The 19,145-nt window shown below is 56.4% G+C and carries 15 protein-coding genes; 5 read left to right on the top strand and 10 right to left on the bottom strand.

What is annotated here, in order from left to right; genetic code table 11:
* Positions 1-35: 35 nt before the first annotated feature.
* Both uxaC and uxuA read right to left on the bottom strand, forming a co-directional pair.
* The gene (uxaC, locus tag WFL93_RS00140; protein WP_336777020.1) at positions 36-1,451 is read right to left on the bottom strand and encodes a glucuronate isomerase; all 1,416 of its coding nucleotides are present in this window, start codon (positions 1,449-1,451) and stop codon (positions 36-38) included.
* A complete protein-coding gene (uxuA, locus tag WFL93_RS00135) occupies positions 1,451-2,653 on the bottom strand; it encodes a mannonate dehydratase (RefSeq protein ID WP_336777019.1) in 1,203 nt (400 codons plus the stop codon). Before uxuA ends, uxaC begins: the two co-directional genes overlap by 1 nt.
* Before the next feature lie 229 nt (positions 2,654-2,882).
* Here uxuA and WFL93_RS00130 point away from each other — a divergent pair, with 229 nt between their 5' ends.
* Both WFL93_RS00130 and WFL93_RS00125 read left to right on the top strand, forming a co-directional pair.
* The gene (locus WFL93_RS00130; protein ID WP_336777018.1) at positions 2,883-4,184 is read left to right on the top strand and encodes an MFS transporter; all 1,302 of its coding nucleotides are present in this window, start codon (positions 2,883-2,885) and stop codon (positions 4,182-4,184) included.
* A gap of 14 nt (positions 4,185-4,198) precedes the next feature.
* The gene (locus WFL93_RS00125; RefSeq protein ID WP_336777017.1) at positions 4,199-6,592 is read left to right on the top strand and encodes a glycoside hydrolase family 31 protein; all 2,394 of its coding nucleotides are present in this window, start codon (positions 4,199-4,201) and stop codon (positions 6,590-6,592) included.
* Between the two features lie 143 nt (positions 6,593-6,735).
* Here the strand turns inward: WFL93_RS00125 and WFL93_RS00120 are convergent, their stop codons facing one another.
* Both WFL93_RS00120 and WFL93_RS00115 read right to left on the bottom strand, forming a co-directional pair.
* Positions 6,736-7,281, bottom strand: a complete 546-nt coding sequence (locus WFL93_RS00120; RefSeq protein ID WP_082204280.1) for an NUDIX domain-containing protein — start codon at positions 7,279-7,281, stop codon at positions 6,736-6,738.
* A gap of 65 nt (positions 7,282-7,346) precedes the next feature.
* The gene (locus WFL93_RS00115) at positions 7,347-8,231 is read right to left on the bottom strand and encodes a LysR family transcriptional regulator (protein WP_336777016.1); all 885 of its coding nucleotides are present in this window, start codon (positions 8,229-8,231) and stop codon (positions 7,347-7,349) included.
* A gap of 102 nt (positions 8,232-8,333) precedes the next feature.
* On the opposite strand from WFL93_RS00115, the gene WFL93_RS00110 reads away from it, so the two are divergent.
* Complete coding sequence (locus tag WFL93_RS00110) at positions 8,334-9,428, top strand: NADH:flavin oxidoreductase (RefSeq protein ID WP_336777015.1); 1,095 nt, start codon at positions 8,334-8,336, stop codon at positions 9,426-9,428.
* 126 nt (positions 9,429-9,554) lie between these two features.
* The gene (locus WFL93_RS00105) at positions 9,555-11,501 is read left to right on the top strand and encodes a TonB-dependent receptor domain-containing protein (protein ID WP_336777014.1); all 1,947 of its coding nucleotides are present in this window, start codon (positions 9,555-9,557) and stop codon (positions 11,499-11,501) included.
* Here WFL93_RS00105 and WFL93_RS00100 read toward each other — a convergent pair.
* From WFL93_RS00100 to WFL93_RS00090, 3 genes are all read right to left on the bottom strand, one after another.
* Positions 11,491-12,855 carry an ATP-binding protein gene (locus tag WFL93_RS00100; protein WP_336777013.1) on the bottom strand — a complete coding sequence of 455 codons (1,365 nt, stop codon included), beginning with the start codon at positions 12,853-12,855 and terminating at the stop codon, positions 11,491-11,493. The two genes, WFL93_RS00105 and WFL93_RS00100, sit on opposite strands and share 11 nt — an antisense overlap.
* Positions 12,852-13,592 (bottom strand): response regulator transcription factor, encoded by a 741-nt coding sequence (locus WFL93_RS00095; protein ID WP_336777012.1) that lies wholly within the window; start codon positions 13,590-13,592, stop codon positions 12,852-12,854. Before WFL93_RS00095 ends, WFL93_RS00100 begins: the two co-directional genes overlap by 4 nt.
* A gap of 121 nt (positions 13,593-13,713) precedes the next feature.
* Complete coding sequence (locus WFL93_RS00090) at positions 13,714-14,619, bottom strand: ParB/Srx family N-terminal domain-containing protein (protein WP_336777011.1); 906 nt, start codon at positions 14,617-14,619, stop codon at positions 13,714-13,716.
* A 133-nt stretch (positions 14,620-14,752) separates the two neighbouring features.
* Here WFL93_RS00090 and WFL93_RS00085 point away from each other — a divergent pair, with 133 nt between their 5' ends.
* Positions 14,753-15,385 (top strand): DapH/DapD/GlmU-related protein, encoded by a 633-nt coding sequence (locus tag WFL93_RS00085; protein ID WP_180823571.1) that lies wholly within the window; start codon positions 14,753-14,755, stop codon positions 15,383-15,385.
* An 84-nt stretch (positions 15,386-15,469) separates the two neighbouring features.
* Here the strand turns inward: WFL93_RS00085 and WFL93_RS00080 are convergent, their stop codons facing one another.
* The 3 genes from WFL93_RS00080 to WFL93_RS00070 form a co-directional block, all read right to left on the bottom strand.
* Positions 15,470-16,438, bottom strand: coding sequence for a GT-D fold domain-containing glycosyltransferase (locus tag WFL93_RS00080; RefSeq protein WP_336777389.1), 969 nt, complete (start codon positions 16,436-16,438; stop codon positions 15,470-15,472).
* 256 nt (positions 16,439-16,694) lie between these two features.
* Entirely contained in the window at positions 16,695-18,017 is a 1,323-nt protein-coding gene (locus WFL93_RS00075) for an NtaA/DmoA family FMN-dependent monooxygenase (protein ID WP_336777010.1), read from the bottom strand.
* Entirely contained in the window at positions 18,014-18,943 is a 930-nt protein-coding gene (locus WFL93_RS00070; protein ID WP_049851739.1) for an aliphatic sulfonate ABC transporter substrate-binding protein, read from the bottom strand. Before WFL93_RS00070 ends, WFL93_RS00075 begins: the two co-directional genes overlap by 4 nt.
* Positions 18,944-19,145: the final 202 nt, after the last annotated feature.

Below are 19,145 nucleotides of genomic sequence, written 5' to 3'. Positions count from 1 at the left end.
CGGCCTGGTCATGGCGTGCAATGACCAGGCTGCCATCACGTCACATTAAGGGCAAAATAGCGCTCGGCATTGTTGAAGCAGATATCGCGCACCATGCTCCCCAGCAGCGGCTCATCAGCAGGCACAATGCCGTCTTTAACCCATTGCGCCAGCAGATTGCACAGAATGCGGCGAAAGTATTCGTGGCGCGTGTAGGAGAGGAAGCTGCGCGAATCGGTCAGCATGCCGACAAACTGGCTGAGCAGGCCGATTTGCGACAGCTGTTCCAGCTGACGCAGCATGCCGTCACGCTGATCGTTAAACCACCAGCCTGAACCGAACTGCACTTTGCCGGCAATGCTCGCGCCCTGGAAGTTGCCCGCCATGGTGGCCAGCACTTCGTTATCGCGCGGATTCAGGCAGTAGAGGATGGTTTTCGGCAGTTGATCGTTGATGTCCATCGCATCCAGCAGGCGCGCTAGCGGCCAGGCAATATTGTTATCACCAATCGAATCAAAACCACTATCCGGCCCGAGCTGACGGAACATGCGCGTGCTGTTATTGCGGATGGCGCCAATGTGCAGCTGCATCACCCAGCCGCGTCGTGCATATTCACTGCCGAGCCACACCAGCACCGCGCTGCTGAATTGGGCGATTTCAGTTTCATCCAGCAGATCGCCACGGCGACGTTTCGCCAAAATAGTATCAAGCACGCTGTCGTCCGGCACCGGCGCAAAGCGCAGGGTTTCGATGCCATGATCTGATGCGCGGCAGCCGTGGGCGGAGAAGTGATCAAGGCGACGCAGCAGCGCCCGGCGCAATGCATCAAAGCTGTCGATAGCCACATCGGCGGCGGCTTCCAGGCGAGCCAGATACGCAACAAAACCCTCCAGCTCGATCTTAAACACCTTGTCAGGACGCCAGCTCGGCGCAACCTCAATATCAAAGCTGGCGTCATCGGCGATCTGGCGATGGTAGCGCAGTGAATCGACCGGATCGTCGGTGGTGCCGACCATGCGCACCTTCATCTGGCGCATGATGCCGCGCGCAGAGAATTCAGGCTGCGCCAGCTTTTCGGCACAGCGGTGCCAAATGTCCGGCGCGGTGGCCGGGCCAAATAGCGTATCAGTGATGCCAAACGGACGACGCAGTTCCAGGTGCGTCCAGTGATAGAGCGGGTTGCCAAGGGTTTTTGGCACCGTTTCGGCCCAGGCGAGATACTTATCGTAATCACTGCGTGCGCTGCCGGTGATCAAAGATTCATCCACGCCCGCGGCACGCATCGCACGCCATTTATAGTGATCGCCTTCGAGCCAAATCTGGCCGAGATTGGCAAACTGGCGATCCTGCGCAATCTCCTGCGGATTCAGATGGCAGTGATAGTCGTAGATGGGCATATCTGCGGCGAAATCATGATATAAACGCCGCGCGGTATCGCTTTGCAGCAGAAAATTTTCGTCCATAAAGCGCATTACTCGGCTCCCTGAGTTGGCTCGCTAAAATAGGCGCGGTGGATCGCCAGCTCAACGCCGCGAATTTCAGCCAGCCCTTTCAGTCGACCAATCGCCGAGTAGCCAGGATTGGTTTTTTTCTTCAGGTCATCCAGCATTTGGTGGCCGTGATCGGGACGCATCGGAATTAAATCTTGCTGGCCTGCGGCTTTACGCCGCTGCTCCTCTGCGGCAATCGCCTTAATCACCGCAAACATATCGACATCGCCAGCTAAATGCGCGGCTTCGTGGAAGCTGTTGGGATTCGCTTCACGTTTGGTAGAGCGCAGATGTGCGAAGTAGATACGCGGGCCAAAGCGTTGCACCATGCCGGCCAGATCATTCTCTGCCAGCACCCCGTACGAACCGGTACACAGGGTAAAACCGTTGGCCGGGCTGCTGACGGTATCAATCATCCACTGCAGATCGTCAGCGTTAGAGACGATGCGCGGCAAGCCGAGAATCGGGCGCGGTGGATCGTCCGGATGTACCGCCATGCGCACGCCCACCTCTTCGGCAACCGCAATAATCGCGCGCAGGAAGGTGGCAAAATTCTCCCGTAGCTCGGCCTTACCGATGCCGTCATAACGCGCCAGCTGGGCGCGGAATTGGTCGAGGGTATAACCCTCTTCGGCGCCGGGTAAGCCGGCAATAATGTTGCGCACCAGGCGGTCACGATGTTCTCGACTCATCTGGCTAAAACGCTCGGCAGCCTCAGCAATCTCTTCGGCACTGTAGTCCTGCTCCGCGCCTGCGCGTTGCAGAATGTGCAGTTCAAACACCGCGAACTCAATCTGATCGAAGCGCAGCGCTTTGGCCCCATCGGGCAGCAGATACTCAAGGTCGGTGCGCGTCCAGTCGAGAATCGGCATGAAGTTGTAGCACACGGTGGTGATGCCGCACTGCGCCAGATTACGCAGCGACTGCTGATAATTGCTGATCCAGTGCTGGCAGCGGCCACTGCCGGTTTTGATCTCTTCGTGAATCGGCACGCTTTCCACCACCGACCAGACCAATCCAGCGGCTTCCACCAGCGCCTTACGCTGCATGATTTCGTCAACTGTCCACACTTCACCATTGGGAATGTGATGGAGCGCCGTGACGATGCCGGTGGCGCCCGCCTGGCGCGCATCGGCCAGAGAGACAGGATCGTTCGGGCCATACCAGCGCCAGGTCTGCTTCATGTTGTTACCTCACTCATTATTGGTTGACCAATATTATCTTTAGCGCGTTTCATTATGACGTTATCACGCCACTTGCACGTAAAACTCTGCTCTTTGTCGGGTTAAGTCAACCTGGTCGATGATTTTGGTTAACCAGATCACAAATGATGCATCAAGCTGGCGACCACTTTTCGCAACTGTGTTTCACTCCTGGCGGATAGTTAGCAATGACTGATAAATGGAGAAGCCGATGAACCGCAGTTTGAATCCAGGGATAACCGCCGCAGGCAGCAAACGCACCTTGCGTAATTTGCGCTGGTGGGTGTTGGTGCTGTTCTTAGCGGGCGTTACGGTTAACTACATCACCCGTAACTCGCTAGGCCTGCTGGCACCGGAACTCAAAACCAGCCTCAATATCACCACCGAACAATATTCATGGATCGTCGGCGCGTTCCAGCTGGCGTATACCTTCTTTCAACCGATTTGCGGCTGGTTGATCGATGTCATCGGCCTGAAGGTTGGCTTCCTGGTCTGCGCCACGATTTGGGCTGTCGCCTGTTTGTTCCACGCCGGCGCGGCAAGTTGGGTGCACCTGGCAATTCTGCGCTTTGTCATGGGCGGCGCCGAAGCCGCTGCCACACCGGCTAACGCCAAGGTGATTGGCGAATGGTTCCCGAAAAAAGAGCGTCCGATTGCTGCCGGATGGGCCGGTGTGGGTTTCTCCCTGGGCGCGATGCTGGCCCCGCCGATTATCTACTTCGCACATGCCTCGTTTGGCTGGCAGGGTGCGTTCCTGTTCACCGGCTGCCTGGCGCTCGGATGGGTGGTGCTGTGGTGGCTGTTGTATCGCGATCCAGAGCAGCATCCCAATCTGCAGCCGTCTGAACTGGAATTTATTCGTCAGGACAACGAGCCACCGGCGGTAAAACTGCCGTTCTTTACCGCGCTGAAAACCGTGTCAAAAAACAAGCGTTTCTACGGCATCGCCATTCCCGCCTTTATGGCCGAGCCTGCGTGGGGGGTGCTGAGCTTCTGGGTACCGCTCTATCTGGCAAAAGAGCTGGGCATGGACCTGAAACAGATCGCCATGTTCGCCTGGCTGCCATTCCTCGCGGCAGATTTAGGCAGCGCCGCCAGCGGTTATCTGACGCGCCTTTACACCAAAATTTTTGGCTTTACCCAGGTTAACTCGGTGGTAGCGAGTTCGGTAACCGGCGCATTCCTGATGCTGTCGCTGGCGATGGTGGCGGTCACCAAAGATCCTTACGTGGCCATTGCGCTGATCTCAATTGGCGGTTTCGGTCACCAAATCATCTCCTGCATGCTGAGCGCGCTGGTGGTAGAGAAGTTTGATAAAGGGCAAATGGCGACGGTCAACGGCATGCGCGGCTCATTCGCCTGGATCTCCAGCTTCCTGTTTTCGCTGCTGATCGGCGTCACCGCCGACACCATTGGTTTCAATCCCTTGTTCGTCGCCATGGGCTTCTTTGACCTGATTGGCGCGGTATTCCTGATTGCTTTTATTGCTGAACGTCGCGCACAGCGCGCCTGAAAAAGTAGGTAACGATGAAAACGTTAAAAAATTGGTCTTTAGCGGCGTCCGATGCCCACCACGTGGCGTTAACCGTCGACGGCAAACACATGCTGTGCCTGTATGTGCTGGAATCGGGTCTGTTCCGCGTGGCGATTAAACCTCAGGGCGCCTATACCCTCGACAGAACCTGGAGCATAGCGCCGCAGAGTGATGTGCCGTGGGAAGGGCGTCAGCGTGACAGTCTGGCGGGCTTCTCGTTGCCGGGCTTTACGCTTGAGGAGGAGGGCAGCACGTTGGTGATCGCCACCGATAAGCTACGGGTAATCGTGCATCAGCCGCTGGCGCTGGAGTGGCAATATTGCGACAGCGCCGGCGCGTGGCAACTGCTGACCTGCGATCGCCCGACCAGCGCCTATCAAATCAATGCGCACGGCGATGGCGTGGCGCACTATCAGCGCCGCATGCACGATGACCGTTATTATGGTCTGGGTGAGAAGAGCGGTGATCTGCAGCGCAACGGCAAGCGCTATGAGATGCGCAACCTTGATGCCATGGGTTACAACGCGGCCTCCACCGACCCGCTGTACAAACACGTGCCGTTCACCATTACGCGCCGCAACAACGTTAGCTTTGGCCTCTATTACGATAACCTCAGCAGCAGCTGGTTTGATCTCGGCAATGAGCTCGACAACTATCATCAGCCGTATCGCCGCTGGCAGGCTGAGAGCGGCGATATCGACTATTACCTGTTTGTCGGCGACAAGGTGCTGGATATCACCAAAGCCTTTGTGCGTCTGACCGGTAAAACCCTGTTCGGCCCGAAATGGAGCCTCGGCTACAGCGGCTCAACCATGCATTACACCGACGCACCAGACGCACAGCATCAGCTAATGAACTTCATTCGCCTGTGCGAAGAGCACGATATTCCGTGTGATTCCTTTCAGCTCTCCTCCGGCTATACCTCGATCAACAACAAGCGTTACGTATTTAACTGGAATTACGACAAAGTGCCGCAGCCTGAAGTGATGAGTCAGGCGTTTCACGACGCCGGCTTGCGCCTCGCCGCCAATATCAAACCGTGTTTGTTGCAGGATCATCCGCGCTACCACGAGGTGGCGGAACAAGGGTTGTTTATTCGCGACTCCGAAGAGGATGCGCCGGAGCGTTCGGTGTTCTGGGATGATGAAGGTTCGCATCTCGATTTCACTCATCCGCAAGCCGTGGCGTGGTGGCAGGAAAACGTCACCAAACAGTTGCTGGAGAAGGGCATCGATTCCACCTGGAACGACAACAACGAATACGAAGTGTGGGATGGCGAAGCGCGCTGTCACGGTTTTGGCACGCCGATAGCGATTAAACATATCCGTCCGGTCATGCCGCTGCTGATGATGCGTGCCTCAATGGAAGCGCAGCAGCGCTTTGCACCGGACAAGCGTCCATTCCTGATCTCCCGTTCGGGCTGCGCCGGGATGCAGCGCTATGTGCAGACCTGGAGCGGCGACAACCGCACCAACTGGAACACGCTGCGCTACAACATCCGCATGGGATTAGGCATGAGCTTGTCCGGGTTGTACAACGTGGGACATGATGTCGGCGGTTTTTCCGGCGATAAGCCGGACGCAGAACTGTTTGTGCGCTGGGTACAAAATGGCGTGCTGCATCCGCGTTTTACCATCCACTCCTGGAATGATGATCACACGGTTAACGAACCCTGGATGTATCCGGCGGCGACGCCTGCGATCCGTGCGGCCATTGCGCTGCGCTATCGTCTGCTGCCGTATCTCTACACCCTGCTGTGGCAGGCACATGCGGACGAGGAGCCGATGCTGCGTCCAACCTTCCTCGATCACGAGCAGGATGCGCAGACGTTTGCCGAGTGCGATGAGTTTATGCTGGGACGCGATCTGCTGGTGGCCAGCGTGGTCGAACCCGGCCAGCGTCAACGTCGTCTATGGTTGCCCGACAACCAATCTGGCTGGTATGACTTTGCCAGCCAGCAATGGTACAGCGGCGGTCAGTGGATCACCCTGGATGCGCCGCTGGAAACTCAGCCGATGCTGGTGCGTGCCGGTGCCGCTTTGCCGCTGAGTGAACGTCTGCGCCACGTTGATGCCCAGGCGGACGATTGCCGCACGCTGCAGCTGTTCCCGCTGCAAGGCAAAGGGATAACAACCGGCGTGCTGTTTGAGGATGATGGCGAATCCTGGGGCTATCAGCAGGGCGATGCGCTGTGGCTTAACTGGGAAATGCGCAGCGACGCTGAGGCGATTCACCTTAACTTCACCCGCAAAGGCAGTTTCCTGCCGGGATGGAAAACGCTGAAAGTGGCATTGCCGGTGGGTGAAAAGCGCAAGCTGTATATTGATGGCGTGGCAGTTGATGGCACCCAGGCTGAAGCGGTATTGGCGAGTATGACAGCGGCGTAACAGTGCTAAGGCACGTGCGAACATTAACTCTCGCACGTGCCGTAGCGGCGCGATTTATCGCGCATTTCTAATGCTGGTAATTTGGTCATCCGGTTATGACTGCGCAATAAATTGCGCCGCTACACAATATGCCGTTTATGACATCAATCGATTAACTTTTTTGCCCGTGCCAGCAGAAACGCAGTCACCGATGTTGCATCGCTGATCTTGCCGGCCAGAATTAATTCAAGAAACGCATCGATTTTGATTTTTCTGGCGGTTAATCCCACTTCTTCGGCATCAAGGTTTTGCCCTTGGTACGTCAAATCGCGTGCCAGGTAAATGTGATAACCCTGGGCGGAGTAGCCTTGCGCTAACTTTTGATAACCCACGTAATCAAGCTGTCCGGCAAGTAACCCGGTTTCTTCTAACAGCTCCCCGGCAGCCAGATCTTCGGGAGAGGCATCCGGCGCAAGCTCCCAACTGCCCTGAGGCAGCTCAACGGTGCGCTCACCGAGCGGATAGCGATACTGTTCAACCACATAAATGTGGTCATCTTCCACCGGCAACACCACCACAAAATCACTCTTCTCAATCACCGAATAGATGCCTTCGCTGCCATCGGCGCGCTGAATTTTATCCTCTTTCAGCGTTAACCAGCGATTGCGGTAGATTTCAGTTGACGCGAGCGTATGGATTTCAGGTTTCACTGTCGGCCTCCATGATGTTGATGAGTGAATAACTATACCCATGATAAGCCTGCGCATTATCCGAATTATTGCGCGGCCGCCTGCATCGCCTGTTTCAGGGCGTGCAGAAACACCGTCACCCGTGTCGGTAAATGGCGGGTGGTGGGAAACAGCGCCCAGACGCCCAGAATCTGCGGTTGTGCATCGCGCAGGGCAATTTCGACCAGCTCACCGCTCGCTAACTCCTCCTGCACATCCCACGCCGAGAGCTGTGCGATGCCGCTCCCGGCGACACACAAGGTGCGCACGCCCTCGACGTTGCTGCCGCTAAAACGCCCTTCGACGCTCAATGTGGAAATATGGTCATCAACCATAAAGCTCCACTGCAGCACGCCAGATAAGCGCAGGCAGTTATGTTGATGCAGGTCGGCCAGCGTCTGCGGTGTGCCGCAGCGGGTTAAATAGTCCGGTGAAGCACACAATACGCGCGGATTATCCGCCAGCCGCTGCGCCACTAAGCGGGAATCGCGCAGCGGCGCAATGCGGATCGCCACATCGTAGCCGAGCCCGACAATATCCGTGACGTTATCGCTGAGCTGAAACTCAATCCGCAGCTCGGGATTCTCCGCCATCAGCGCGGGCAGCAACGGGATAATGGTGCGGCGGCCAAAGCCAGAAGGGGCAGTAATGCGCAGCTGGCCGGTGGCACCTTGCTTATCCGGCGAGAACAAATTGCGCGCGCTTTGCTCGGTCTCTGCCAGCGTTTTAGCGTAGGGCAGAAACTCTTCACCTTCATCGGTCAACGCAATGGCGCGCGTGGTGCGATGCAGCAGGCGTACGCCGAGATCCTCCTCCAGCGAAGCGAGCCGGCGCGATACGGTCATCGGGGTGGTATTCAGTCGCCGCGCCGCCTGCGTCAGACTGCGCGTCTGCGACACCATCAGGAAAACCTCAACATCTTTTGAGTTCATTGTAACGATTTCCGTTATACAGACGTATCATCATCGGCCATTTTTGTCATTATGGCCATCCACTATACTGCGCTCTGTAGATAATTCTCCTGCGAGCGCAATATGAGTGATAAACATCTTTTCCAGAGCGGGACGCTGAATCGCCTGGTGCTGAAAAATCGCATCATGGTGGCGCCCATGACGCGCATCTCTGCAAGCGTCGACGGCGTGCCGGGCGAACGTATGCGGCACTATTATCAACGCTTCGTGCGCGGTGGCTTTGGCGCCATCATCACCGAAGGCATGTACATCGATGAAGCCTGGTCGCAGACCTATGCGTTTCAGGCCGGCCTGGTGAATGCCAGACAGAGTGCGGGATGGCGCGCCATCACCGATCAAGTGCATCAGCGCGGCGGCAAAATCATTGCGCAGCTGATGCATGCCGGTGCGATTTCCCAGGGCAATATTTATCGCTCAAACACCCTTGCACCATCAGCGCTAGCGCCGCGTGGCGAGCAACTGAGCTTTTACCACGGACATGGCGCGTATCCGTTGCCAGACGCAATCGATGAAGCGCAGATCCAGCAGGTGATCGACAGTTTTGCGCAAGCTGCCGCGCGGGCCATCGGCGAGGCGGGTTTTGATGGCATCGAGATTCACGCGGCCAACGGCTATCTGCTCGACCAGTTCTTTACCGACTACACCAACCAGCGCAGCGATCGCTGGGGCGGCAACATCGCGCAACGTCTGTCGCTGACGCTGGCGGTGATTGCGGCAGTGCGGCAGCGCGTTGGCAACGACGCCACCCTTGGCGTGCGTATTTCGCAGGGCAAAGTGAATGATTTCCACCACAAATGGCGGGAGGGCGAAGCGGGTGCGCGCCAGGTGTTTGCCTTGCTGGCGGAGGCGGGCGTGGATTATCTGCATCTCACCGAATATGACGCGCTGCAGCCGGCATTTGCAGATTCAGCCTACTCGCTGGTGCAGCTGGCGCGTCAGGCCGCGCCTAATCTGACTATCGTTGCCAATGGTTCGTTAGGTGATGCCAGCCGCGCCGCGCAGGCATTGGAGCAGGGGGCAGATTATGTCTCAATCGGTAAAAGTGCGCTGGCCAATCCTGACTGGCCGATGCGGATTCGTGATGGCGCAGAGCTGCGTGAGTTTGACAAAAATCTGCTGGCGCCATCTGCAGATGTGAAAAACTGCGAACTGGTATAAACCTGTTAGTCGGCGCCCGACCCGCGCCTGATCTCTTTCCCTGCGGTGGAAGTTGTCCAACATTGTCCAACTTCCACCGATGCGCATGAGTATGATTCGCGTTTTCAACTACGACTCTATTCGATCATGCGCACAGCGACTTTTACCCTAAAACCCCTCTCTTTAGCCTTTCTGATGGTGCTGACGCCGACAGCGGCTTTCGCGCTCGACGATGACAGTCGTGCCGACACGCTGGTGGTGACCGCTGCCGGATTTGAACAGCGGCTGGAAGATGCGCCAGCCTCGGTCACGGTGATCAATGGCGACGATCTGCGTAAGCGATCGATCAACAATCTGGCTGATGCGGTACGCGATGTTGAAGGCGTCGCGGTGATTGGCGGCGCCAATGAAAGTGATATCTCCATTCGCGGCATGCCGGGGGATTACACCCTGATTCTGGTGGATGGCATCCGTCAAAGCGGGCGCGATTCGCGCGTAAACGGTAATGGGGGCTACGAACAGAGCTTCATTCCGCCGGCGTCGGCGATCGAGCGCATCGAAGTGATCCGTGGGCCGATGTCATCGCTGTATGGCTCGGATGCCATCGGCGGCGTGATCAACATTATTACCCGCAAAGTCACCCAGCAGTGGAATGGCTCACTTTCATGGGATTATGCCGTCCGCCAGCATAAGGATCAGGGCAACGCCAGCAATAACCAGTTTTACCTGAACGGTCCGCTGATTGCCGAACGGCTCGGTTTACAGCTGTGGGGCCGTTATCTCAGTCGTCAGGGCGACGACAATGTGCAGACCACCAACGGCTATACCCAGGCCGATCACCGTGATATTACCGCTCGCCTTGCGTTTACGCCGAATGCACAGCATGACATTACGCTGGAAGGGGGCGTGAGCCGGTTAAAGAACGGGGAAGGTGAGAGCGCTAACTGGGCGACGCGTGAACAGAAGAACAATCGCGACCACTGGTCACTGGCACATGAAGGGCGCTGGGGCTGGGCGACCTCAACGCTGGCCTTTTCCCAGGAAGAAACCAGCCGCGAAGGGCTTGCCAGCCCTGCGCAAGCCGATGTCTATGGCCGCAAACCGACCATCAAAAACAGCGTGTTTGATGCGAAGTTGGTGATGCCAACCGCCTATCACACCACCACAGCCGGTGCCCAGTGGCAGCAAAATGCGCTCACTGATTGGAATCAGGGCGACGGTACCCGCGTGGACCATCGCTACAGCGTATTGCAGCGCGCGCTGTTCCTCGAAGATGAGTGGCGCATGCTGGAATTCTTCTCGCTTACGGGTGGCTTACGTCTCGATAATCATGAGCAATACGGCAACCATTACAGTCCACGTATTTATGGCATCTGGTATATCAGTGACGAATGGACCTTGAAAGGTGGCGTGGCGCGCGGTTTCAAAGCACCAGAAATTCGAGCGGTGATTGAGGATTATGCGGTGCTACGCCGTAATACCTATGCGATGTTGGGCAATCCTAATCTGAAGCCGGAAACCAGCACCAACTATGAGCTATCGGCGATGTGGTCAAATCGCGACGATCTCTCGGCCAGCGCAACCTTTTTCTACAACGATTTCAAAGACAAACTTTCGACGGTCACCACCGACCAGCGTTGGAACGGCTATATCGTCATGGATCGCGTCAATATCGATAAAGCGGTCATCCGCGGTGTGGAGTTGACCGGCAGCTGGAAAATCACGCCTGAGCTGTCGCTGAAAGGCAACTATACCTGGCTCGACTCCGAGCAGAAAAGTGGCAGCAACCGTGGCGCGCCGCTGGCGTTGACGCCGAAGCACAAAGCGAGTCTGCGCAGTGAATGGCGTGTCAGCGCCGCTACTCAGCTGTGGGCGGCCGGAAATTACTATGGCAAAGAGTATGGCACTAGCGTTACGGCGGAAGCGGCACCGGATTACATCACGGCTGATGTGGGTGTGTCGCATCAGTTAACGCACAACCTGACGTTAAACGGCGCCATTTATAATCTTGGCGACAAGCGTCTGGACGACGAAACCTATGGCACGGTTAACTATGGCCGTACTTTCTGGGGGGGCGTGACGCTCAGCTTCTGACACCGTCTGGCAGCATGACGGTGGCACATAAACCGGCCGGGGGACGATTCGCCAGAATCAGTTCCCCGCCGTGCGCGTGAATGTTTGATTGGGCGATGGCTAATCCCAGGCCCAAACCGCCGCCTGCAGTGTTATCGGCACGTGCGGTTTCGCTGAAGCGCACGAAGGGTTCACAGGCCTGTGCCAACTGTTCAGTGGGTAACCCCGCGCCCTGATCCAGCACTTCAATCCACACCCATCCGGGGTGATGAATGAGCGTCACTTCAGCTTCGCCGCCATACAACAGCGCGTTTTCGATCAGGTTGCTCAGCGCGCGCTTAATCGCCAGCGGGCGACACATCAATTCACTGTGCGGCTCGCCTTGCCAGCGCACGCGTTTCCCCAGCGAGAGATAACGGCGCGTCAACTCCTCCAGCATCTGGCTGAGGTTGCAACGCTGCGGTAGCTCCTGCTGCACGTCGCCGCGAATGAAATGCAGGGTTTCACTCACCATGGCGCGCAGCTCGTTCAGGCTCTCCAGCATATCGTCACGCGCGTCACCGTCGGGCATCAATTCCACCTGCAAACGCAGTTCCGTCATCGGCGTGTTGAGATCGTGACTCATGGCGGCCAGCATGCGCGTGCGGCTATCAAGATGGCGCGCCAGCCGAAGCTGCATCAGGTTGAAAGCCTGGGTTAACTCCCGCGACTCCTGCGGTCCGCTGAGCGGCAGCGTGCTGCTCCCTTCGCCGCGGCTGATTGCCTCTGCGGCAGTTGCCAGGCGACGAATCGGCCTGACAACGCGATAGATAAAATAGAGGCTGAGCAACAGCAGCGGCACGCTGACAATCGGCAGAGAAAATGACAAGAGTTGCGTCCACTCGTAGGCGGGCATCACCGATTGCACGCTATTAAAGAAACGGCCATCGGGCAGGGCAAGGGTCGCGCGCAGGCGCAGCGGCTGGTGGCGCGCGGCGCTGAAGATGTGTCTGCGCGCCAGGCCGCCATCGGCACTTTCGAGCTGCAGGGTTACGCTTGCAGGATGGCTTAATGCCAGCTGGCTCATTAGCGAGTCGCGCAGGCGTTGCTCCTCCTCGCGCATACTAAAGCCCAACACTTCCGGATGCGCTGCCAGCCAAAAGCGCGCCCCATCGGCGCGTGTTAACGAGAAGTTCTCTCCGCCGCTCAGACTTTCGTGATAGGCCAGCACCAGGCGCTCGACGGCAATGTTGCGCATTGCAGGCGAGAGCAAATTGCCCAAAAATTGTGTTGCGGTCACGGCGGCGAGGTTGGCAAACAGCAACGCGAGAATCATCAGGCAGGCGAGCTGGCTCATCATGCGCGTCGGCAGCAGCGTACGCAGTTTCTGCATCATGTTGTCAGCTGCACCTCAGCGGTAAAGCGATAACCCTCGCCCCACACGGTATCCAGCAGCACGCTGCCAGGCAGAACCTGTTCCAGTTTGATGCGCAGACGGCTCACCTGGCGATCGATAGCGCGATCAAAGACTTCATTACCTGGCGCTACGCAGTGATCCATCAGCGCTTCGCGACTTAACACCTGATAAGGATGCGCGAGAAAGGCCGTCAGCAGTTTGGATTCCATCGTGCTGAGGCGCACGGCTTGCTGCTGTGGGTTGCTAATCACCCGTGAGGCGGGATTGAATATCAGATCGGAAAAGTGCACCGCGTGCACCACAGGCTGTGGCTTTGCGCGCGGCGTGCTGGGCTGGCGTTCGGCACGTCGCAGCACCGTATGAATGCGTGCCAGTAACTCGCGCGGTTCAAAAGGTTTCACCACATAATCATCGGCACCGCGTTCAAGCCCGGCAACGCGATCGTCCAGGGCATCACGCGCGGTTAACAGGATCACCGGCGTTCGGTAGTGACGTTGAATCTGCTGGCAAAGCTGCATGCCGTCGCCGTCGGGTAACATCACGTCCAACACAATCAGATCAAAGCGTGTGGTGCGCAACAAGGTCCAAAGTGAGGCAGCATCTTCGGCGGTGACCACCGCAAAGTGCTGGCGCCGCAGATAGGTGGCAAGGGGCTCGCGGATTTTACGGTGATCGTCAACCACCAGAATTTTCATCGGTGCTGGCGTAGCGTGCATGGCGGGTGTTCCAGAGAAAAGCGTGCCCAGGCGGCAAAGAGCCGTAGCTTAATTGAGAATGCTTTTCATCTGCAACTACAACTGCGCGCAAAGGCGGAGAGAACCTCCGCCAGGCAAGAAATTAGTGGGCGAAGGCCCAGCTCAATTTGCCGTTATCCGCGGTCAGCTTATCCAATTTCTTTTGATGCACTTTGTTGCGCGCACCAAGACGCTCTGCCGTCAGCGGGCCGCTATCGCTCTGCGCAATTACCGTCTCTTTCGGCACGCGGGTGATCTTCTCAGCGATGATTTCCACGGCTTTGGCATAGCCGTTGCGATTGCTGAGATCAAAGTTCTTCAGCGGTAGCTGAGTTTCCAGCCATTGGCCCCAGAAGAATTCGAGGAACGGCGGCGGATTCTGCTCTTTCTCAAAGCCAATATCGCGCACGAAGTAGACCAGCGAGCGATATTCATCATTCTGCATGTGCTGGCGACCGAGCTCTTTCGGCAGCGCATCCGGGTTAATTTTACCGGATGGCGTATCCAGCCACACCAGATGAGCTGCCGCCATTTTTTGCCAGAACGCCGGCATGGTTTTCAGGCTGCGGAAGTCATCAGTAATGCGCACCTGCACCGGCGTGTTGAGGCCGGCGATATCGGCGAAATTGCTGAAAGTGTGATGACCATCGGTAAGGTACAGCACGTTATCCGGCGCGATTACCGCGGTTTTCATCGGACCCGGATCGCTACCAACCGGCGCTTTACAGCTGAAGCTGCTGGGATGCGAGAGGCGTGATTGCGCATCAAATTTATCCACGCCTTTCTGACCCATGCTTTCGCAATAATCATCAAACAGCTTTTTCGGTTCGGCTTCATAACGATGCTGCTTGTAATCCAGTTGACGATAACCAATCGCCGCCTGCGTGGGATGCAGCTGCGCCAGCTGCACTTGCACAATGTCTCCGGCTTTGATGTCGGCGGGCAGCGCGGCGGATGCCTGTCCGGCTGACCATAACAACGCCAGAATTGACCATGGTGATCTTCTCATTCCCTCTCCTCAAATCGCCTGTCACAGACGCGCACAATAGCATTAGTGTCATCTTGTCGCTGTAGTGTTGTGGCTCGCGGTTGCCCCGCTGCAACCTGTTATCCAGACATCTGACCACGACGGAGCATTGATTATGGCACTCGCTGCTGTGCAACCGGCAAAATTGCAACATACCGTTATCGATCCTAGCGTGCGTATGCGCGAAACCCACATTGGTGAGCAGTGTGAAGTGCTGGCAGAGAGTTATCTTGAGTACAGCGAATTGGGGGATTTCTCCTATCTGGGCGAACACTGCTGCATCGCCGATACCCAGATTGGGCGCTTTACCGCTATTGCCAATCACGTGCGACTGGGCGCGCCCAATCACCCGATGGATCGCGCCTCACAGCATCGATTCACCTATTGCCCGGAATATTATGATGCGCAGGCAGAGCGCGATAATGGCTTCTTCGCCGATCGCCGTGCCGATCGCGTGATTGTGGGTAACGATGTATGGATTGGTCATGGCGTGATTGTGCTGCCAGGCGTGACCATCGGCGATGGTGCGGTGCTGGCGGCGGGCGCGGTGGTCACCAAAGATGTGCCGCCGTATACGATTGTTGGTGGCGTACCCGCCAAAGTGATTCGAATGCGTGTTGCTGCGGACATTGCCGCCCAGCTGCAGGCGATTGCCTGGTGGAACTGGCCGCTGGAGAAGCTCATGGCGAATCTGGCAGATTTTCAGTCATCCGACCTTGCCGCGTTCTGCCAGCGGCATGGCAAGTAACTATCGCGCAAGCGTCATTTGGCGTTGCCGATAATCTCAAGCAATCTCAAAATACCCCCTTTTTGCGATTGCTTGCGAAGTGAATCACACCAGCGGTGGATGGATTACCATCGAGGTTAGCACGGCTTCCTGCGGCAATCCGACGTGCAGCAAGATCTGCTGACGGTAATGCTCATCATCGTTGCGTGGGGCGTCGCTGAGTAGCACGCCGACTTCATTGACGTTTTTACCCGCTACCTGCACTTTGTCGCGCGCGGCACTGCGCATCCACTCGTACTCGATATCGATATGGCCGGTATCAATACAGCGGATGCCGTGCTGGCTGAGGTCGTAAGCCAGCACCGTGGCGGTGGGGCCAAGGGACATCAGCACCATATCGTAGTCACGCGCGTGCGCCAGTACGCTGGTGTAGAGATCGTTGTAAACCGAGAAGGCGTTACGATTAAGTGTAGTGATGCGTTTAATATCGCGGGCGCCGTTGAGTAAATCATTGCCAATTCCCAGCCGCGTGCCGCTCCCTTCAACGATTAAGATCTTTTTATCGCTGAACAGCTGCTTAAACTTGCTGAAGACGCGAGCGGCCTGCTGCTTATCCGTATAATCATGATAGGGGCGGGTAACAGAGGTGTTGCCGTAGCAATAATTTTTCTTTAATAAGCCTTCATAATGACGAAAATAAAACGCTTTATGAAAAAACCAGAATAGGGCCGAACCAAACCGCATATTGCCGGTGCCGCGAAACGCATCCGGCATACATAATAAGCAGGTATTATTTGCCTGACTGCCACGGCGCAGAATATCTTTTAGACGAATAGAGAGACGTTCATCAAAAGATTGAAAACCGATATTTTTGAATAGGGTCATTTCCAGTTCTCCATCGCCGTAGCGGCTTACGGACAGGGCGTCGTTGCTGAGCAGCAGGTCAATGGTTTGCTCGGGCGACATCACCTGATATTGTCTGGCGTGTGCATTGGCAACCGGAAATTTAATAGCAGCATGTGTGAGTTTAAAAGGAAAACGTAATTTTCGAAAAAGGGAATCTGCGCTGATCATCATAACCTTCTTTTTATAAGCGGCATTGCCGCAGAGCAGTTACGTGATTTATATCACGCTGAATCAGGCGTGACAGGCTGAGGAAACTCCCAAAATAACGTTATATAGCGCGGGCTAATCAATTTAAATCGGAATTAAGTCGGGGCCTTAAATAAAATATCAATAAATACGCGCTTATTCGCGCCTTTGCGAACAATCCTGCCAGGACTAATCGCAGAGGCGGCGTCGCTATTAATTAAATTATTTCAATTGATGACTAAGTGTGAAAGCGATTTGCCGGTTTTACTAAACCTAAACGATCGCGTAGCGTGCCCGGTTGATATTCGCTCCGGAATACGCCGGCGTGCTGCAGGCGCGGCACCACCTGTTCCAGAAAGCGATCTTCCCTTTCATCAATATAGGTCGGCAGAATGACGAAACCGTCGCAGGCCTGGTGCTGATACCAGTCAATCATCTGTTTGGCGATGGTATCGGCGGTGCCGGTCGGTGCCGGGAAAGAGAGGCTTTCGGCATAGCGTTTTGCCATCTCTCCCAACGTCAGATTTTGCTCAATGGCGCTGGCAATCACATACTGGAAGCGGCCTTTGCTGCCGGTGATCTGCTCGCGTAAATCGGGAACCGGACCGTCGATAGGATACTGCGACAGGTCGATATTCATGCTGGCCGAGACAAAGCTCAGCCCGGACTCCACGGTGATCAGCGATTTCAAGTATTCAGCGCGCTCCTCGGCATCACGTTGCGTGTTGCCAACAATCGGTACCATGCCGGGCAGAATGCGCAGCTGGTCCGGCTGACGCTGATACTGCAGCGCGCGCTGTTTCAGGGTGTGGTAGAACTGCTGCGCACGTTCCCGCGTCGGTTGCACCACAAACAGCATCTCCGCCTGCTGTGCCGCCAAATCAATAAAGGCATCCGACACGCCGGCCTGAATCACCACCGGATGGCCTTGCGGCGGGCGCGGCAGGTTCAGCGGCCCCTGCACATCGAAGGATTCGCCCTGATGATCGAGCCGATGGAAGCGCGCGGGATCGGCAAAGCGCGCCTGCGCTTTATCCATAATCAGCGCATCTTCCTCAAAGCTGTCCCACAGCGCCTTCATGACCTCAATAAATTCGGCGGCGCGGCGATAGCGTGCTTCATGGCTGAAGTGCTCACTGCGACCAAAGTTGCGCGCTTCGGCGTGGCTTAGCGAGGTCACCACGTTCCACGCCGCGCGTCCGCCGCTGATATGATCAATGTTCGCCAGCTGGCGCGCGGTGGTGTAAGGCACCGAATAGGACGAAGAAACGGTTCCGCCGAGGCCGATATCATCGGTCACGGCTGCCAGCGCGGCCAGTAACGTTAGCGGTTCAGACCAGCCAACCTGGCGTTGCTGCACGGTTTGCGCCAGATGGCCGCCGTACACATCATCAATCGCCAGCTTGTCGGCAACAAAAATCAGATCCAGCTTGGCCGCTTCGGCGCGCTGCGCAATCCTGCGGTATAGCGGCCAGTTGCTGCCGCCGGTGGCCGCTGCATCAGGATGGCGCCAGCCGCCCTGATGGATGCCAGAGTCGAGGTAGAGCGCCAGATTCATCATGGTTTGGCGGCTCCCTGAGTATTAAAAAACGACGCATCCACCAGTTTGTCTGCTTTTAGGCCGGGTTTGATCAGACCGCCGCGCGTGAAGGTATCGATCGCCAGCTGCTGGCGTTTTTCTACCAACGCGTAATCTTCCACCGGCGCGTTGTTTTCGCGCTGCACCTTACTCAGCGCCACCGCTTCCGGCAGACGCAGCAGTTTGGCGATCTCGCTGGCGTACGCTTGTGGATGTGCCACGCCCCAGGCGCGTGCACGAATCAGGCGCTGACGGAAGTCCGCAAGCTGCTCACGCTTGTTGGCAATGGCGCTATCGGTCGCCACCAGATAATTTGAAACCGGCGAGTTTTTGCCATCAATGGCAATACGATCGCCGGATTGCGCTACGGCAAACGACACATAGGGTTCCCAGGTCGCCACCGCATCGACCGCGCCATTGTCCAGCGCCAGCGTGGCTTCCGACGGCGTAGTAAAGACAAAACTCACGCTGTTGTCCGGCAGGCCCGCTTCATGCAGCGCGTTTAGCACCATATTTTGTCCGGCTGAACCTTTGACCGTTGCCACTTTCTTTCCTTTTAGATCGGCGATGGTGTGCAGAGCGCTAGCGTTTTTCACCACGATGGCATTCCCCAGATACTGCGAGGCTTGAATGGCACGGATCTGCGCACCCGCAGCCACCGCAAAGGAGAGCGGGCCATCGCCGACTAAACCGGCATCCAGATGCTGGGAATTGAGCGATTCCAGCAGCGGGGCGGCATTGGGGAACTCATACCATTTGATTTCATAAGGCACATTGTTAAGTTCACCGGCGGCGGACATCACCGCGCGGGCATTGCCTTTTTGATCGCCCACCACCAGCGAGTTGCTGGCCGCGTGTGAAGAGAGAGCGAGGAGGATTAATGAGCTGGCTAATAATGTGAATTTCATAACGTTTCCCGGGTAAAAAGAAAACAGCGTAAGTTTTCTCTTACGACGGGCGTAGTAACAAATCCGCACAAGGTTATGTCCGCGACGCAAAAGCCATCCTGTCGCGCCGTTTCATGGTTTTCCGTTATCAAAAAATGCGAATTTTCTCGCCTAATGATTAATTCTCTCAACGAAAATGAAACGTGATTTCAGTCACACATTG

The organism is Pantoea sp. USHLN256 (assembly GCF_037149875.1).
GTDB classification, from domain to species: domain Bacteria; phylum Pseudomonadota; class Gammaproteobacteria; order Enterobacterales; family Enterobacteriaceae; genus Pantoea; species Pantoea nemavictus.
Note: the sequence above shows the minus strand (reverse complement) of the source record. Positions and strands in the feature narration are given on the sequence as shown.

What these genes read in the sequence shown, in the direction of transcription:
- uxuA (WP_336777019.1), bottom strand. Translation starts at nt 2,653, where the DNA reads ATGAAGCAGACCTGGCGCTGGTATGGCCCGAACGATCCTGTCTCTCTG.
- WFL93_RS00080 (WP_336777389.1), bottom strand. Translation starts at nt 16,438, where the DNA reads ATGATCAGCGCAGATTCCCTTTTTCGAAAATTACGTTTTCCTTTTAAA.
- WFL93_RS00090 (WP_336777011.1), bottom strand. Translation starts at nt 14,619, where the DNA reads ATGAGAAGATCACCATGGTCAATTCTGGCGTTGTTATGGTCAGCCGGA.
- WFL93_RS00125 (WP_336777017.1), top strand. Translation starts at nt 4,199, where the DNA reads ATGAAAACGTTAAAAAATTGGTCTTTAGCGGCGTCCGATGCCCACCAC.
- WFL93_RS00100 (WP_336777013.1), bottom strand. Translation starts at nt 12,855, where the DNA reads ATGATGCAGAAACTGCGTACGCTGCTGCCGACGCGCATGATGAGCCAG.
- WFL93_RS00115 (WP_336777016.1), bottom strand. Translation starts at nt 8,231, where the DNA reads ATGAACTCAAAAGATGTTGAGGTTTTCCTGATGGTGTCGCAGACGCGC.
- WFL93_RS00105 (WP_336777014.1), top strand. Translation starts at nt 9,555, where the DNA reads ATGCGCACAGCGACTTTTACCCTAAAACCCCTCTCTTTAGCCTTTCTG.
- WFL93_RS00075 (WP_336777010.1), bottom strand. Translation starts at nt 18,017, where the DNA reads ATGATGAATCTGGCGCTCTACCTCGACTCTGGCATCCATCAGGGCGGC.
- WFL93_RS00070 (WP_049851739.1), bottom strand. Translation starts at nt 18,943, where the DNA reads ATGAAATTCACATTATTAGCCAGCTCATTAATCCTCCTCGCTCTCTCT.
- WFL93_RS00095 (WP_336777012.1), bottom strand. Translation starts at nt 13,592, where the DNA reads ATGCACGCTACGCCAGCACCGATGAAAATTCTGGTGGTTGACGATCAC.
- WFL93_RS00085 (WP_180823571.1), top strand. Translation starts at nt 14,753, where the DNA reads ATGGCACTCGCTGCTGTGCAACCGGCAAAATTGCAACATACCGTTATC.
- WFL93_RS00130 (WP_336777018.1), top strand. Translation starts at nt 2,883, where the DNA reads ATGAACCGCAGTTTGAATCCAGGGATAACCGCCGCAGGCAGCAAACGC.
- uxaC (WP_336777020.1), bottom strand. Translation starts at nt 1,451, where the DNA reads ATGCGCTTTATGGACGAAAATTTTCTGCTGCAAAGCGATACCGCGCGG.
- WFL93_RS00110 (WP_336777015.1), top strand. Translation starts at nt 8,334, where the DNA reads ATGAGTGATAAACATCTTTTCCAGAGCGGGACGCTGAATCGCCTGGTG.